This window comes from Neobacillus sp. BF23-41 (assembly GCF_041106275.1).
On record NZ_JBGBPR010000012.1, the window covers coordinates 112,850 to 126,548 of the forward strand.

Sequence of the window (13,699 nt, forward strand, 5' to 3'; positions counted from 1 at the left end):
TTGGCTTCTCTCCCTTTTTTCGAATTGTTTCATACTTGAATATATTAAAACACCCTTATCTGAGACAAGGGTGCTAACAATCAATTATTTAGAAATCCGTTTTTGTAATTCTTCTCTTTCTGCTTCATAACCTGGTTTTCCAAGGAGTGCAAACATGTTCTTCTTATAAGCTTCAACACCTGGCTGGTCAAAAGGATTTACTCCCATGAGCAAGCCGCTGATTCCACATGCTTTTTCGAAGAAATAAACCATCTCACCGAAGGTATACTCATTTAATTGATCCAGCTCGACAGATAGATTGGGAACTCCACCATCCACATGGGCTAAAACTGTACCTTGTGCCGCATTCTTATTAACATAGTCCATGGTCTTCCCAGCTAAATAATTCAATCCATCCAGATCAGAATCCTCTTCCCCAAGGGTAATGTCTAGTTTAGGCTCTTTTATAGATACAACAGTCTCAATAAGGTCACGGCGTCCTTCTTGGACATATTGTCCCATCGAATGAAGATCCGTGGTGAAATCGACAGAAGCAGGATAGAGACCTTTTTGGTCCTTTCCTTCACTTTCACCAAATAACTGTTTCCACCATTCTGATACATAATGAAGGGATGGTTCAAAATTCACTAGAAGCTCAATCGATTTTCCTTTTCGGTAGAGAGCATTCCTAACTGCAGCATACTGATAACTTTGATTTTCTGCCAAGTTCGGATTACTATACTTATCCGCAGCCGCAGCAGCCCCAGCCATCATTTTATCAATATCTAAGCCTGCAGTTGCAATCGGTAATAATCCTACTGCGGTTAACACAGAGTATCTGCCGCCAACATCATCAGGTATGACAAAGGTTTCGTATCCTTCCTCATCAGCAAGTGTTTTTAAAGCTCCTTTAGCACGATCCGTTGTGGCATAAATACGTTTTCTAGCTTCTTCTTTTCCATACTTTTTCTCCATATAATCACGGAAACTACGGAACGCAATGGCAGGCTCTGTTGTTGTACCTGATTTTGAAATCACATTGACTGATATATCTTTGTCTTTCAGTACATCAAATAAGTGTGAGATATAGGTAGCACTGATATTTTGTCCTGCAAAATAAATTTCTGTTTTGTCATCCATTTGATTATGGAAGGTATGAGATAATGCTTCAATCGCAGCTCTTGCACCAAGATAAGAGCCTCCGATACCGATTACAATCAAAGCATCTGAATTACTGCGAATTCTTTCAGCAGCAGCTTTGATTCGAGCAAATTCTTCTTTATCGTAATTATATGGTAAATCTACCCATCCAAGATATTCAGACCCCGGTCCTTTTTTCTCGTGGAGCATGTCATGTGCTGTTTTCACAAATTCTCCTAAATAATCCACTTCATGCTGCTGAATGAAAGATAGTGCATTAGAATAATCAAAAGTAATAGCCATTATTGGTTCTCCTCTTTTATATTTAAATAATGTTCAAGGGCGTTATTACCTTGCCTAGCAAGGATAAATGGTAACGCCCTTTAATTTTTTTGCAAATTTTAGACAGTTTTCCAATCAGCAGCAAATTTTTCAATTCCTTGGTCTGTTAACGGATGTTTTGATAGTTGCTCAATGACCTTAAATGGAATGGTTGCAATATGTGCTCCTGCCATTGCCACACGGGTAACATGGTCAGGATGACGAACAGAAGCTGCAATGATTTGAGAATCTAAATTTTGAACACGGAACATCTCAGCAATTTTTGCGACTAGTTCTACACCATCTTCATTAATATCATCTAGACGTCCTAAGAATGGCGAAACATAAGTAGCTCCTGCACGTGCAGCTAGCAATGCCTGATTAACACTAAAAATTAAAGTTACATTTGTTTTAACACCTTTTTTTGTTAAATAGCGGCAAGCTTCTAACCCATCTAACGTCATTGGAAGTTTGATGGTAATATTTTTATCACCGCCATTGATTTTAATAAGCTCGTTTGCTTCCGCAATCATTTGATCCGCTATTAATGCATTAGGCGTTACTTCGGCAGAAACTGACTCAACTTCTGGAACTGCATTTAGGATTTCTGCGATACGATCTTCGAATTTCACGCCTTCTTTAGCAACTAAAGAAGGGTTGGTTGTTACACCTGATAACACACCTATTTTATAAGCTTTTTTAATTTCATCTAGATTTGCAGTATCGATAAAAAATTTCATCTCTATTCCCTCATTTTTTATTAAATAATATTTTTAGTTTTTTTCGACAGTATGTCCGCCGAATTCATTCCTTAGTGCGGCTACAACTTTTCCTGTAAAGGTATCATCTTCCAGGGAGCGATAACGCATTAATAATGACATGGCAATGACTGGTGTTGCGGTTTTAAGGTCTAATGCTGCCTCTACTGTCCATTTACCTTCACCTGAGGAATGCATAATCCCTTTAATTTCATCCAAATTTGGATATTTTGAGAATGCATTTTCTGTTAATTCCATCAGCCATGAACGAATAACGGAACCATTATTCCAAACTCTTGCGACCTTTTCGTAATCAAAATCAAATTCACTTTTTTCCAGGACCTCAAAGCCTTCTCCAATGGCAGCCATCATGGCATATTCGATTCCATTATGAACCATCTTTAAGAAATGCCCGCTGCCTGCTTTGCCCGCATATAAGAAACCATTCTCTACAGCTGTATTTTTGAAAAGGGGTTGGACCACTTCCCAAGCTTCAGGATCCCCGCCGATCATATAACAAGCTCCATTTCGAGCCCCTTCCATACCGCCTGAAGTACCCGCATCCATAAATCTCACGCCTATTTCCTTTAATTCATTGTAGCGTTGAATCGATTCCTTATAGTGAGAATTACCTGCTTCAACGACAATATCTCCTTTTTCCAAATAGGGTAAAATTTCACCGATAACGGAATCAACCACTGCATGTGGGACCATAATCCATACAATTCTTGGATGATCCAAAGACTGGATGAGTTCTTTATAACTTGAAACACCAGTTGCTCCATATTGCTTCATATTTTCGACTGCACTTGGATTCACATCAAATGCTACCACTTCGTGATGGTGATCCAATAAATTTTGTCCTAAATTTAATCCCATTTTTCCTAACCCAATAAGTCCAACCTTCATTATGTTTCCCTCCAACAGTTTGAATATTTATTTTGTTAACTAACCTTCTTAAGAAGGATTTAAGACACTTTTCGTGATTCGTACTATATTATCCGTTGTAAAACCAAATTCCTTCATGACTGCAGCTCCATCACCTGAAGCACCAAATGTTTCTATGGATAAGATTTTTCCTTCAAATCCAACAAATCGTTCCCATCCAAGTGAGATCCCCATTTCAATGGCAACACGTTTAGATTGAGAAGAAGGAAGTACCTTTTGTTTATATTCTGCTGATTGATGACTAAATAATTCCCAACTTGGCATAGAAACGATACGGACCGATATTTTTTCTTTTTCAAGTTCGGTCTTTGCATTTACGGCCAGGGATACTTCGGAACCGGTAGCTATTAAAATGACATCTGGATTTGAATTTGTCTCATCCAAAACATAGGCACCTTTAGAAAGGTTCTCTATATTTGCTTTTGTTTCATTAAACACTGGTAAGTTTTGACGGCTTAGGATCAAGGCAACCGGACCATCAGTTTGCTGAAGAGCATACGCCCAAGCACTAGCTGTTTCATTTGCATCGGTTGGTCTTATCACCGTTAATCCTGGTATGGATCGAAGTGCAGCCAAATGTTCAACCGGTTCATGTGTTGGACCATCCTCACCTACTGCGATGGAATCATGTGTAAATACATAAATCACTGGAAGTTTAGATAATGCAGCAAGGCGGATTGATGGTCGCAGATAATCATTAAAAACAAAGAATGTACTTACAAAAGGTTTCACACCTCCATGATAGGCCATACCATTAGCAGCAGCTCCCATAGCGTGTTCACGGACACCGAAGTAAACATTACGTGCACCGTATGATTCTACCGCGTACATTTGTTCACCTTTAATTTCTGTCATTGTAGAATGAGAAAGATCTGCACTCCCACCAAAGATTGCTGGCACAGATTTCACATAATGGTTGATTGCATCTCCGCTTGCAACTCGTGTTGATATACTTTTCCCAGTTTCAAACGTTAATAAATCTTTTGTATCAATAAGAACTTTTCCATTTATGGCATCTGTTAATTGATCAGCTAACTCTGGATATGCTTGCTTATAAGATTGGTATAAGTTATTCCAGTTTTGTTCAGTATCGATTCCCTTACGTTTTAATTGCGCAAAGTTTTCCTTTACTTCTTCTGGTACAAAGAAATCTTTTTCATAGAGCCAGTTATAGGCTTGTTTTGTTGCTTTTCCTTCTTCAGCTCCCAGTGGTGCACCATGTGCTTTATTAGTTCCTGCTACCTTTGGACTGCCATATCCAATAATCGTTCTGATTTCAATCAAACTTGGCTGGTCTGTTTTTTGTTTGGCTGCTTCGATTGCATTAGAAATGGCTTCAAGGTCATTTCCATCTTCCACTCTCAAATAGTGCCAGTTTGCTGATTCTGTTCTTTTCTCGATATTTTCAGAGAATGAAGCGTTTAATTCCCCATCCAGTGATATATCATTTGAATCATATAAAACAACTAGCTTCCCAAGTTTCATATGGCCTGCCATCGACATGGCTTCATAGGAAATACCTTCCATTAAGTCGCCATCCCCGACTAACGCATAGGTGTAGTGATCAATTACCGGGTGCCCTTCTTTATTGAACTTTGCTGCTAAATGAGCTTCTGCCATCGCCATACCAACAGCATTCGCAATCCCTTGCCCTAATGGACCTGTAGTTGCCTCTACGCCAGCTGTATGACCGAATTCAGGATGCCCTGGTGTTCTGCTATTTAACTTTCGAAAATTTTTCAAATCATCAATAGTGACATTGTAGCCAGCTAAATGCAGCATGCTATACAGCAAACTTGATCCATGTCCCGCAGATAAGACAAATCTGTCGCGGTTAAACCATTTTGGGTTTTCAGGATTGTGATTCAGATGCTTTGCCCATAATGCATATGTCATTGGCGCTGCACCCATCGGGAGACCAGGATGACCTGAATTTGCTGCATTAATGGCATCAATAGATAAAGTTCTTATAGTAGTAACAGATAGATTATCAGTGGTATGTGACATTTATAGTCCCTCCTGAGGGTTCTTAGTTTTGTATTACCTTTGTCTTGCTTTCATAAAGATTTTCATCCAGCCACCATTTAAAGCCATTTTCCAAGAGCAAGGAATCAGACGCAGCGGGACCGTAGGAACCTGACTGATATTCATGAAGCGGTACTAGGTTATTCTCAAATACATTAAGAATCGGCTGAACCCATTCCCATGACAATTCAACTTCTTTCCAATGAGCAAAGAAGGTAGAATCCCCATTAAAAGCATCATATATTAGTCTTTCGTACGCTTCAGGCACTCCTAATCCTATTTGATCATTAGAAAAATTAATCCTAATTGGCGTAACCTTTCCATTATTCAATGGGTTTTTACTGTTTAATTGTAAGGAAATATTTTCATTAGGATTGATTTCTATAATTAATAAGTTAGGATTAATTTGATTATTTTTATATTGTTGGTTTTCCTTATTTTTAAATTCAATTACAATCCTAGTTGATTTTTCCTTCATTCTTTTTCCTGTACGGATGTAAAAGGGAACCCCAGTCCATGATGGATGATCGATCCACAAACGGGCAGCAACAAATGTATCTGTCTTGGAATAAGAATTTACCCCTGGCTCTTCTAAGTAGCTTGGAACCTTTTGACTGTTTACCTCTCCTGAAATGTATTGGCCGCGGACAATATCGTATTGGACATCTTTTTCTTTTAAGGGACGAAGAGACTCCATGACCATCCGCTTTTCATGTCTAATTTCTGCTGCATTAATTTTTTTAGGCATATCCATAGCTGTCATCATTAGAATTTGCAGCATGTGGTTTTGAACCATGTCACGAATTGCACCAGCTTGATCGTAATAACCCGCTCTTTTCTCTACCCCAACCGTTTCACTCGCTGTAATTTGGACATTTGCAATATGTTCTTTATTCCAAACCGTCTGTAGAATGGGGTTGGCATATACTAAGGCTTCAAGGTTTTGAACCATCGGTTTTCCTAAGTAATGGTCGATTCGGTAGATTTCTTCTTCCTCAAAGGTACGACTTAGTTGTTCATTCAAGTCACGTGCAGATTGAAGATCATGGCCAAATGGCTTTTCAATGATCAACCGTTTCCAGCCCGTTGTCTGACCAAGTCCACTACTATTTATGTTCAAGGCAATCGTTTCAAAAAAATCTGGAGCAACCGAAAGATAAAACATGCGATTTTCTTCCAAATGTAGTTGCTTTTCACGCTGCTGCACTAACTGAAGTAATGTTTGATAATCTTCTTCACAATTTACATCCAATGTACTGTAGCGGAAGTAATCTAAAAATTCCCCCATATTAGCAGCTTCATGTTCTAGGCGTCGTGAAAAATCCAAGATAGAATCTTTCACTTTTTCTTGAAAATCAGTTTGAGAAAGTTCCCCACGTCCGAGTCCGATAATAGAAATGGACTGCGGTAATTTTTGATCAACATATAAATTGTATAGAGCAGGGAAAATTTTTCTCTTTGCTAAATCCCCTGTTGCTCCAAATAAGACAAAGGTCATTGATTCCATCATGCTTCCCCCATGTTCGTATCTATTTTCTCTTATATCAATCTTCGGACATTCGTTACAAGTTTTTTATCAATAATGGTAATAACAGCATCAGCAAGTCCAATAAATAATCCATTATCAACCACACCAGGTATAAGGTTCAGATTTTTTTCTAATTCATTTGGATGCTTAATCTCTTGAAAACTGCTGTCTATAATATAGTTACCGTTATCGGTAAGAAAAGGATTCCCATCCTTTTCCCGCAGCTTTGGATTTCCTCCAAGCTCTCGAATGTACTTTATGGTCATCTCATATCCAAATGGGACCACTTCTATCGGCAGTGGAAAAGTTCCTAATGTATCTACATTTTTATGGGAGTCTGTAACGACAATAAAGGTTTTAGCTGCTTTCGCGATTATTTTCTCTCTTAAAAGGGCTCCGCCTCCTCCTTTAATAAGGTCTAAATCTCGATTCACTTCATCCGCACCATCTATGGCTAGATCAATATGATCAATTTCATTTAATGAAACAAGTGGGATTCCTACATCTATTGCTAATTTTTCCGTTTGTTTGGACGTAGGTATTCCTTTAATAGAAAATCCTTGTTGAACTAATTTCCCAAGTTTAGAAATGGTATAAAAAACAGTGGAGCCAGTTCCAAGTCCAACTATCATTCCTTCTTTCACATAATCTACAGCTTTTTCTCCGACTTCTTTTTTTTCATTCAAGGCCATTTGCCCCTTTCACTTAAAGGTCTGGAGATTCATTTTTTAATTTAACCATTGTTTCTTAATTTGCTCTTGTGCGAAATGCAAAATTTGTTCTTCAGGTGTGTCCTTTTTAACAATTACATTCGTTAAATAATATTTTCCTTTATAATTTAATTTCACAGTCACTTCGATCATTTGTTTCACCCCTATCCATATTAATTAAATATTTTAATATAACATTTATACACCAAGGAACTTTAAATATGTTTAGTTACTTTATGTAACCTATAATATCTTCCGAATGAATTATCGTCAAGTAAAATATCTCGGATTAAAGATATTTATTTTTTTTTACAGTTAGGTTATGAGATTTTTTATAGCTTTCTCCAGTTACAAGATTTCAATGGTAAGTGATTGGCCACAAACTCTTAAGGGAAAAATTTATGTTACCCAGTTCATGTATGGCGTATTGGTTGCCGTTATTCGTTTTTTGGCATGAGTCTAAATATTTCTCATAAAATGTACAAGAGTCTAATCGCTATCTCTATTGTTTCCGGAGTTTCATTAATCGTGTTTGGTATATATTTTGGATACCAAGGGATTTATGCACACTGGGGTTAGGCTTCATCTTGTCTTTTTTGACGTTCCCATAGATATACATTTCGTTAAGTTCTTGTCCCTTCATTCATATAGTAAACATATACGGATGAGTTATGAACAGTATTACATAGGAGGAGAATATGTTTATTTTTATTGAAATAGCCGTTTTGGGAATGGCCTTATTAAGAGTACTTTCAGGAAGTATTGAAATACTTGCAGCTATACTCATGATTAAGTTTAATTCAGTTGAAAAGGCCCTTTTAGTTAATAGTTCTCTAGCACTCGTTGGCCCTATTATTCTCATCTTAACGACCACAATTGGTGTTCTGGGATTGACGGGAAATATTTCATTTGCCAAAATAGTCTGGATTTTCATCGGAGTTGGCTGTATTTTTATCGGTGTAAAATCATAATCTTCCGTTTAAGTTTCTTTATAGGTTAGAAAATGGAATGGCACGAAAAAACAAACAAAAATAAACAATTGCATATTAATCTATAGAGGGACTAGATACGTTACTTTTACACCATTGGTTTTTGTTGCAAAATTGTAGCATTAGGAAAAAACATTGATCAAAAAGAAAGTCTTAAAATTAAGTATTTTATTCTTGAGGAAATTATTTTCATGCGATTTGTACATGGAGTCTAATGTCATTTACTGCATTTGTTATTAGCATTTTTAGTCTGTTCATTATAGACGATTGCCATCCCGGACCGTTCTGCATACTAGTACCACAACAAAAAAATAATCCTCCATCATTCCTTGATTCGGAACAAACGGGGGATGATCACCTAGTATTTTTTTTAGACATAAAATACCTCTCTTTCTTTTTCGTTTAAACTCTCTCTAATTGCCTCTTCCCACCATCGAAAGTCATCCGGAATACGATATTTCATGAGTTTTAACCGTTCCTTCGCAAGCTTTACCTTCCTTAGTGGTTCTTCCTCTTCCATTCCACAACAGATTTCATAAATATCATCAAAGTGAGCGAGTGACATTTCCATCACCTTCTTTCATAGTTCTGATGAATTATTTGAATCTTTGCCCTCCCTTCTTTACGTTCATTATATGATGATTAATGCGACAAAATCGTTCTCAATTTTGTCAATATTTCGAATTATCAAGGCGGTATCTCTCACAGTAACCGTACCTTAAATGTAGCCGTGGTGATGTTTACAAACAACTATAAAAATAATTTAAACATTTATAAGTTCCTCCATCTTATTTACCCCAACTTCATGTATCATTGAATTCCCTTCATTAGCAAAGTAAAAAAACCAAACTCCCTTCTTAATTGTCAAAAAATTCATCTGTAAACGGAGTTTTTCGAACACCCCATTATAGGAATAATTTATTATTTTAAATACCTTTAGGTAAATTTTTTTAATAAAAACTAAAGGGATGATGGGATATCTTTATTTGATTAATCCACGAATTATAGTGTGGTAAAATAGGAAAATAACTTGTTAACGGAGGGTTCTATGATTTGGTTTTTGCTGCTTGTCGTTCTGTTTGCTTTTTTGATGGGATTTTTCCAGGTTCCCATCTGGATCATGTATGGCGTATTGGTTGCCGTGCTTGTTTTTATCATGTTTCGAAACCCGCTTTTATTTGGTAAGGATGCCGAAAAGATGATGGCGTACTTAAAAAAATCAAAATCACCTTATTTGCAATTCCTTTACCATTTTCTTCACGGGAACCTATCGGAAGCGGAACAAGCGATGGAGAAAATCCGTTCCAAAAAATCAAAACGAAACTCCGAATTGATGCTCTTGATGGAGCGGAAGCAATACGGAAAGGCAAAAGAACTTCTTACACAAATGGGTGGACATAAGACAAAGTGGTACGTTTTGTCGGATATCGCCATTAATGAAGGCGACATAGAAGCATTCAAACAAAATAAAGAGAAGATAACAGACACCTTTTTTTTAAACATGTTAGACGTCGATCAAGCTGTTTATGATGGGAAAAAGGAAGAGGCGGTTGCGCTGCTCGATAACATGATTGCTAAGCTTAAAGGTTATAAATTACTGACAGCCGTCCAGTATCGAAAGCAAATACTTGAAGGAAGAGTCTGACCCAAATTACCGATGGGTAAAGCCCGAAATCTTATGATTTCGGGCTTTTATATAATGGATTCGCTATACCCACTTCCTAAAGGAATAAGTGGATGGCACGAAAAAGGATGGAAAAAATGGTAAGGGTTGGATAAAAGTGGCTTATATGTGATTTTTTAACCTCTTTTCCATCAGTTCTGCCATTTGATTCGAATTTGAATTTCCTTCATTTTGTAATTTATCAATGATGTTAATATAATCCATTTCATTTCGGTTCTGACTTAATTTATATGCAGCCTGAAATTCTCCCACCTTAATCTTAAATCCAACTATACCTTTCAGTTCACTCTCTAAGAGATGAGGAGAAAGTTTATCCCATAAAACAGGATTTTCACGATTTTCTTCATATTTTTCCAGCATTATTGTTAATTCTTCTATTAATTCATCTTTCTCTAAAATGCTTGCTTTACCATATACATGGACGGCTTGATAATTCCATGTTGGAACTTCTTCATTCCCATACCAAGAAGAAGAAATGTAAGCGTTCGGTCCCTGAAACATAACAAGCACATCTTCACAGGTTTCAAATGTTCTCCACTGAGGATTTCCATAAGCCATATGCCCAGTAATATAGTAATCATCATCTTTTTTATTTAACCCCAAAGGCAAATGAGTGGCAATTGGTTTCCCTTGTTCAGTTGTGACAATCGTGCCAAAAGAGTTTTTTTGAACAAAATCCCAAATTTCATCAACATTTGTTACCTTAAAATATTTTGGAATATACATAATAATCCGCCCTTCAAAAAAAGTTATATGAGTGTTTTGGTCAATATAAAGTCCACTTGTTCTTCATCACCCATATAAAAAGAGTGGGCTCCAGTTTGAACAAACCCCATTTTCTTATAAAAAGCAATCGCATTTTCATTTTTTCCCCATACACCCAGCCAGATTTTCTTTTTATTACGTTCCATCGCAATTTCCATAGCTTTATTTAGCAGATATTTACCAAGCCCATGTTTTTGAAATTTGTCCATTATATAAATCCTCTCGATTTCAAGTGATTCATCACCCATTTCTTCAGACTGAGCATCATTGGTATTGACCTTTAAATATCCAGCGACTTCATTATTAAAATAAACAAAAAAGAATTGCGAAGAAATATTGGATACTTCTTTTTCTAATTGTTTTAAGTTAAATGCCCTTTCCAAATAGGCATTCATATTTTCGGGTGAATTCTGATACTTAAATGTCTCATTAAATGTCTCATAACTAATTTCTTGAAGTATGCGTAAATCTTCAAGGGTACATTTTTTTATATTTATAGTCATTTATATATATCGCTCCTTTATATAATCAATAATTTCTCTTGTTTCCCTTTTTTACAAATTCCCAATCTATTTCAATATTTTTTCTAACTCTCTGAAGAAGATTAAAAATGGTTTCTACTTCTGTTTCGGAAAATCCAGCTAATGCGACAATATTGGAATAATCATTTTCTCGTCTTATAAAAGGATAAACATTTTTCCCTCTCTCTGTTGGAACGAGCTTTTTTATTTTTTTGTTAAGTTGATCTTCTTTCTTTTCAATAAAGCCACTAATTTCAAGTTTTTTTATAGCACGAGCTGCTGTTGTTCGATCTACTTTTATCATCTCAGCTAACTTTTCTTGAATGATTCCTGGGTTTTCACATATTCGCACAAGGTACAAATACTGCCCTTTTGTAAGATCATATTCTTTAAATTCTATATTACTTATAGAATCTAATGCCCTTGCTATCATTCCAATTTCACGAAGAATTTCCTTCATATTTAACTCCTTAACCCATACTTTTTGTTGCATTTACTATAAAAGTGATATAAATTAAATTTAACCTAATTTTATTGCATTTGCAACAAAATGTTGATGGACAATTAAATTTAAAAGGACTGATAAAAATGAATGCAAAAAGAGCAACGATTGATGAAGATTTAAGGGTAGCATTTGCAATAAGGAAAGAAGTATTTGTGAAAGAACAAGGCGTACCACTAGAAGATGAATTTGATGAATTTGATACACTGAATGGACTTTGCGAACACATATTAGTCCATTACAATGAACAACCAGTCGGAACGGGAAGGATAAGGTTTATTGATGGAGTACATAAATTGGAAAGAATCTGCATCCTCGAACCTTATCGTAAATTTGGACTTGGAAAAATCACTATTAAAGCGTTAGAAGAAATCGCGGAAGAACGGGGAGCCTCGAAGGTTAAATTACATGGACAAACACAGGCGGAAGGTTTTTATAAAAAACTTGGTTATCGTACTTCATCTAATATCTTTATGGAAGATGGTATCCCACATATTCTAATGCTCAAAGAATTGTCTAGTAAATAATGATAAAGAGGTCGAGTAAAGTGAAATATGTTTTTTATGTATTAGGAATTTTAATATTAACTCTTGGTATTTCTTTCACTATACAATCAGATCTTGGAACTTCACCCTTTGATGCACTTTTGGTAGGACTGTCCAGAAATGTGGGGCTTTCTGTGGGAAGTTGGGAAATAATAATAGCTTTACTATTGATAGGTTGTAATTCATTTTTAAAAAGACAAAGACCAGAAGTTTTGGGGTTGTTAACAGCATTTATAACGGGTATTGGTATTGATATGTGGCTTTATTTATTGCACAATTTGATAACACCTGATCTATGGTACAGCAAAGTTGTTTGTTTTGGAATCGGCTTAGTTGTTATAGGATTAGGAACCGCAACATATTTACACACAAATTTTGCACCGATTCCAGTTGACCGATTAACCTTAATCATACAAGAATTAACTAGAACAAATATATTTTTTTCGAAAACGTTCATTTACCTCGTATTCTTAATAATGGCAATGTTTTTAAATGGACCAATTGGCGTTGGGACTTTATTAACCGTTTGTTTAGGGGGGCTAATACTTAATTACTTTATGCCATTTACTGAAAAAGTATTAGACCGCATATTAACACACTCTAGTACATCACCAAATTATGATAAGGATAAAAACCATTCAATATAGGATGGTTTTTGTTGTCCTTGTTCCACTAACCAGCCCTTTGTTGAATAAAAAATGCTAACCAATACAAGGCTGACTCAATGCATGATGTAGCGGTATGAAAGAGGCCGACTGCCATTTCATTTTACCAAGGTCACGTATTGTCAGTTTGAATCATCTCCTTCAATACCATTATACACAAACAAACGTTCCGTATGTAATTAAATTTAAAAACCAACTTTTCAGAGGTCTTTTGAAGAAGGTATAAGGAATTTAAAGTATTACCCCTGAAAAATTTCCTATTAATACCTCTTTTTCATTCTGATTTTTACATAAAAAGGAGGCCATAATAGCTGTTCTATTATTTTCTTGCATTTCGTATTTTTCAATTTTAACTTCACAAATTATTGTATCCCCTGTAAACACAGGTCTTAAAAACTCAAAATTCATAGTACGAGCCAACACGTTTGCATCTCCACCTACTTTTGTTGGTAGAGTTGCAGTTAATAATCCTTGAATTACAAGTTTTCCCTGTTCATCTGGGGTTATATGATGAATTCCTTCATCACCTGATATCTCTGTAAATAATTCAACATCCCTTACTGTAAGAGTCCGTTCAAACGTAATAATATCTCCTACCTTTAATGGCATATAAATCTCC

16 protein-coding genes are annotated in these 13,699 nt (G+C 36.0%); 4 read left to right on the plus strand and 12 right to left on the minus strand.

Going from position 1 to position 13,699, the window contains the following annotated elements; genetic code table 11:
* Window positions 1-84 precede the first annotated feature (84 nt).
* The 7 genes from AB7942_RS18525 to AB7942_RS18555 form a co-directional block, all read right to left on the minus strand.
* Complete coding sequence (locus AB7942_RS18525) at window positions 85-1,422, minus strand: glucose-6-phosphate isomerase (RefSeq protein WP_369448029.1); 1,338 nt, start codon at window positions 1,420-1,422, stop codon at window positions 85-87.
* 98 nt (window positions 1,423-1,520) lie between these two features.
* Window positions 1,521-2,180, minus strand: a complete 660-nt coding sequence (gene fsa / locus AB7942_RS18530) for a fructose-6-phosphate aldolase (protein WP_369448030.1) — start codon at window positions 2,178-2,180, stop codon at window positions 1,521-1,523.
* A 33-nt stretch (window positions 2,181-2,213) separates the two neighbouring features.
* Window positions 2,214-3,107: a phosphogluconate dehydrogenase (NAD(+)-dependent, decarboxylating) gene (gnd, locus tag AB7942_RS18535; protein ID WP_369448031.1), complete on the minus strand. Its 894-nt coding sequence runs from the start codon at window positions 3,105-3,107 to the stop codon at window positions 2,214-2,216.
* 48 nt (window positions 3,108-3,155) lie between these two features.
* Complete coding sequence (gene tkt / locus AB7942_RS18540) at window positions 3,156-5,153, minus strand: transketolase (RefSeq protein WP_369448032.1); 1,998 nt, start codon at window positions 5,151-5,153, stop codon at window positions 3,156-3,158.
* 22 nt (window positions 5,154-5,175) lie between these two features.
* Window positions 5,176-6,678, minus strand: a complete 1,503-nt coding sequence (gene zwf, locus AB7942_RS18545) for a glucose-6-phosphate dehydrogenase (protein ID WP_335439881.1) — start codon at window positions 6,676-6,678, stop codon at window positions 5,176-5,178.
* 32 nt (window positions 6,679-6,710) lie between these two features.
* On the minus strand, window positions 6,711-7,385 hold the full coding sequence (gene rpiA, locus AB7942_RS18550; protein ID WP_369448033.1) for a ribose-5-phosphate isomerase RpiA: 675 nt from the start codon (window positions 7,383-7,385) through the stop codon (window positions 6,711-6,713).
* A gap of 42 nt (window positions 7,386-7,427) precedes the next feature.
* Window positions 7,428-7,562 carry a BA3454 family stress response protein gene (locus AB7942_RS18555; protein WP_098932274.1) on the minus strand — a complete coding sequence of 45 codons (135 nt, stop codon included), beginning with the start codon at window positions 7,560-7,562 and terminating at the stop codon, window positions 7,428-7,430.
* Between the two features lie 545 nt (window positions 7,563-8,107).
* Here AB7942_RS18555 and AB7942_RS18560 point away from each other — a divergent pair.
* Window positions 8,108-8,380, plus strand: a complete 273-nt coding sequence (locus AB7942_RS18560) for a YqhV family protein (protein WP_168242978.1) — start codon at window positions 8,108-8,110, stop codon at window positions 8,378-8,380.
* 388 nt (window positions 8,381-8,768) lie between these two features.
* On the opposite strand, the gene AB7942_RS18565 is transcribed toward AB7942_RS18560, so the two are convergent.
* A complete protein-coding gene (locus tag AB7942_RS18565) occupies window positions 8,769-8,963 on the minus strand; it encodes a hypothetical protein (RefSeq protein WP_369448034.1) in 195 nt (64 codons plus the stop codon).
* Window positions 8,964-9,446: 483 nt separating this feature from the next.
* Between AB7942_RS18565 and AB7942_RS18570 the strand changes: the two genes are divergently transcribed.
* Entirely contained in the window at window positions 9,447-10,043 is a 597-nt protein-coding gene (locus AB7942_RS18570; RefSeq protein ID WP_369448035.1) for a hypothetical protein, read from the plus strand.
* Window positions 10,044-10,184: 141 nt separating this feature from the next.
* Here AB7942_RS18570 and AB7942_RS18575 read toward each other — a convergent pair whose 3' ends face one another.
* From AB7942_RS18575 to AB7942_RS18585, 3 genes are read right to left on the minus strand one after another with little or no spacing between them, the layout of a single operon-like run.
* Entirely contained in the window at window positions 10,185-10,808 is a 624-nt protein-coding gene (locus AB7942_RS18575; protein WP_369448036.1) for an FMN-binding negative transcriptional regulator, read from the minus strand.
* A gap of 23 nt (window positions 10,809-10,831) precedes the next feature.
* Window positions 10,832-11,350 carry a spermidine/spermine N(1)-acetyltransferase gene (gene paiA / locus AB7942_RS18580; protein WP_369448037.1) on the minus strand — a complete coding sequence of 173 codons (519 nt, stop codon included), beginning with the start codon at window positions 11,348-11,350 and terminating at the stop codon, window positions 10,832-10,834.
* A gap of 25 nt (window positions 11,351-11,375) precedes the next feature.
* On the minus strand, window positions 11,376-11,828 hold the full coding sequence (locus tag AB7942_RS18585; protein WP_369448038.1) for a MarR family winged helix-turn-helix transcriptional regulator: 453 nt from the start codon (window positions 11,826-11,828) through the stop codon (window positions 11,376-11,378).
* A gap of 128 nt (window positions 11,829-11,956) precedes the next feature.
* Between AB7942_RS18585 and AB7942_RS18590 the strand changes: the two genes are divergently transcribed.
* Window positions 11,957-12,397 (plus strand): GNAT family N-acetyltransferase, encoded by a 441-nt coding sequence (locus AB7942_RS18590; protein WP_369448039.1) that lies wholly within the window; start codon window positions 11,957-11,959, stop codon window positions 12,395-12,397.
* Window positions 12,398-12,417: 20 nt separating this feature from the next.
* Entirely contained in the window at window positions 12,418-13,062 is a 645-nt protein-coding gene (locus AB7942_RS18595) for a YczE/YyaS/YitT family protein (RefSeq protein ID WP_369448040.1), read from the plus strand.
* A 249-nt stretch (window positions 13,063-13,311) separates the two neighbouring features.
* Here AB7942_RS18595 and AB7942_RS18600 read toward each other — a convergent pair whose 3' ends face one another.
* The gene (locus AB7942_RS18600) at window positions 13,312-13,689 is read right to left on the minus strand and encodes a hotdog family protein (RefSeq protein WP_369448041.1); all 378 of its coding nucleotides are present in this window, start codon (window positions 13,687-13,689) and stop codon (window positions 13,312-13,314) included.
* Window positions 13,690-13,699: the final 10 nt, after the last annotated feature.